Genomic DNA, 2,504 nt, shown 5'->3' with positions numbered 1-2,504 from the left:
TCCGGCGTTTGAGGACGAGCGCGGAGCGCGACAAAGGGCGACACCCCTCGGGGTGTCGCCCTCATTACCGCTCAAGGCCCAGGGGCCAGGCTCAGTACCAGCCGTTGGCCTGCCAGTGGTCCCAAGCGCCACACGGGCTGCCGTAGCGGTCCTTCATGTACTCGTGGCCCCACTTGATCTGGGTCTCGGGGTTGGTCTGCCAGTCGGAGCCCGCGGAGGCCATCTTGGAGCCGGGCAGGGCCTGGACCAGGCCGTAGGCGCCGGAGGAGGCGTTCTTCGCGTTGACGTCCCAGCCGCTCTCGTGGGAGACGATGCGGTCGAAGCACTGGAACTGAGCGTCGTCCGCGATCATCCGCTGCGCCACGGCCTTGGCCGAGTCGGACGTCGCGGCCGCCGGAGCGGCCTGGGCGGGGGCCGCAGCGAAGACCATGCCGGTGGCGGCAGCCGCGACGGCGCCGGTGGCGAGGGCCTTCTTCGGGGAAGCGATGCGGCGGAGGATGGAGACGGACACAGAGGAACCTTCCGGTGGGGAACGGGGCGGTCGCGGGCACACCGTGGTCACGCGGACCGTGGGGGGAATGCCTCGGCGCCGAGGCCCGGATGGGCTCGTCGGCGCCGTGCGACTCATCCAGAGAAACAGGGCTCGGGCGCCGCCGCAATGACCCCTCTTACTAGTGGCACTCGCACCCGGACCGGAGGTCCCTCGTGTGATCTGGCTCTCAATCCCCAGGTCAGCGCGGAGATTGGTGTGTACGCGTCAAGGTGATGGGTCTCCTGCCCCGGGTAGTAGGGGACCAAAGTCCTGTGGGCCGCCTCACGGGCGACCCACCCGTTTCATCACGGAACGCGCAAGACCGCTCACCGCCGCGGGGGCTCGAATGTGACCGGCGTCTCGAACGCGGCCCGCCGGGTGGCCCGGCGCAGCGCCTTCAGCACGGCCGGACCGAGCGTGAGGCTGAGGACCACCGTGACGACGGCCCGCGGCAGGTCCCAGCCGAGCGAGGTGGCCAGGCAGTACGCGATGAAACGGCCGAGGTTCTCGCCCACGGGGTCGCCCGGCACGAAGGAGACGCCGGTGGCGAGCCCGCCGATGTAGGGCCAGCCCTGGAGGTTCATCACGGTGCCGTAGAGGACGGAGGAGACCGCTCCGTACGCCCCGAGGACGTACAGCTCGCGCCGCCCGCGCAGGGTGTCGGGGCCCGGCAGCAGGCCCGCCCCCATGCACACCCACCCCATGGCCAGCATCTGGAACGGCATCCAGGGGCCGACCCCGCCGGTGAGCAGCGCGGACGCGAACATCGACACCGAGCCGAGCACGAACCCGAACCCCGGGCCGAGCACCCGCCCGCTCAGCACCATCAGGAAGAACATCGGCTCGATGCCGGCCGTGCCCGCCCCCAGCGGCCGCAGCGCCGCGCCCGCCGCGGCGAGCACCCCGAGCATCGCGATCGCCTTCGCGTCCAGGCCGACGTCGGCGATCGTCGCCACCACCACCCCGAGCAGCAGCGGCAGCAGCGCCGCGAACAGCCACGGCGCGTCCTGCGCGTGCGCGCTCAGCGAGGACTCGCCGCCCGCGAGCAGTGGCCACCCGAACGCGACGGCCCCGACGGCACTCACCAGGGCCAGTGCGGCGATGGACCGACGCCCCAGCCGAACGGGGCGGACCTGGCGGTCGTCGTTCACGGCGTCTCCCCCCGCCCTTCGGCCGCCGTCGCCCGCAGGGCCCGGCGGACCTGCGTCACTGTCAGCCACGGCTGGGGCGCGAGCACCTTGGTGACCTGCGGCGCGAACGACGGGGACGCCACCACGACGTCCGCCGTCGGGCCGTCGGCCACCACCTCGCCCTCGGCGAGGATCACCACCCGGTGGGCCAGCTCGGCGGCCAGTTCCACGTCGTGCGTGGCCAGCACGATCGCGTGGCCCTCGGCCGCGAGCCCGCGCAGGATCGTGACCAGGCGGGCCTTGGCCGCGTAGTCCAGGCCGCGGGTCGGCTCGTCGAGCAGGAGCAGGGGCGGGCGGGCGGCCAGGACGATCGCGAGGGCGAGGGCGAGGCGCTGGCCCTCGGACAGGTCGCGGGGGTGCGTGTCGTCCGCGATGCCGGGCAGCAGCTCGGCGACCAGGTCCCGGCAGGTCCCCGGCGCCGCGTCCGCGTCACCGTCGGCGGCCGCGCACTCCGCCGCCACCGTGTCCGCGTACAGCAGATCGCGCGGCTCCTGCGGTACGAGGCCGACGTGCCGGATCAGTTCGCGCGGCGCCATCCGGTGCGGCACCGCACCGCCGACCCGCACCGTCCCCGAGGCCGGCGCGAGCAGCCCGACCAGCGTGGACAGCAGCGTCGACTTGCCCGCGCCGTTGCGGCCCATCAGCGCGACGGTCTCCCCGGCGCGGACGCCGAAGTCGACCCGGCGCAGTGCCTCGACCCGGCCCCGCAGTACGGCGAGCCCGGTGACCTGGGCGGCGACGCGGGCGCCGTCCTGCGCGGCGGGCGCACCGGCCGGTGCGCC

The 2,504-nt window shown here is 74.0% G+C and carries 3 protein-coding genes; all 3 read right to left on the bottom strand.

Annotated elements, in window-relative coordinates:
- Positions 1–91 precede the first annotated feature (91 nt).
- Entirely contained in the window at positions 92–511 is a 420-nt protein-coding gene (locus STRAU_RS30475) for an aggregation-promoting factor C-terminal-like domain-containing protein (RefSeq protein WP_016644270.1), read from the bottom strand.
- A 347-nt stretch (positions 512–858) separates the two neighbouring features.
- The gene (locus tag STRAU_RS30470) at positions 859–1,683 is read right to left on the bottom strand and encodes an ECF transporter S component (protein WP_016644269.1); all 825 of its coding nucleotides are present in this window, start codon (positions 1,681–1,683) and stop codon (positions 859–861) included.
- Positions 1,680–2,504 (bottom strand): ATP-binding cassette domain-containing protein (locus STRAU_RS30465; RefSeq protein WP_052029353.1); only part of this gene is annotated, 825 nt, incomplete at its 5' end. The genes STRAU_RS30465 and STRAU_RS30470, both read right to left, overlap by 4 nt.

This window comes from Streptomyces aurantiacus JA 4570, assembly GCF_000414115.1.
Classification (GTDB): domain Bacteria; phylum Actinomycetota; class Actinomycetes; order Streptomycetales; family Streptomycetaceae; genus Streptomyces; species Streptomyces aurantiacus_A.
Note: the sequence above shows the minus strand (reverse complement) of the source record. Positions and strands in the feature narration are given on the sequence as shown.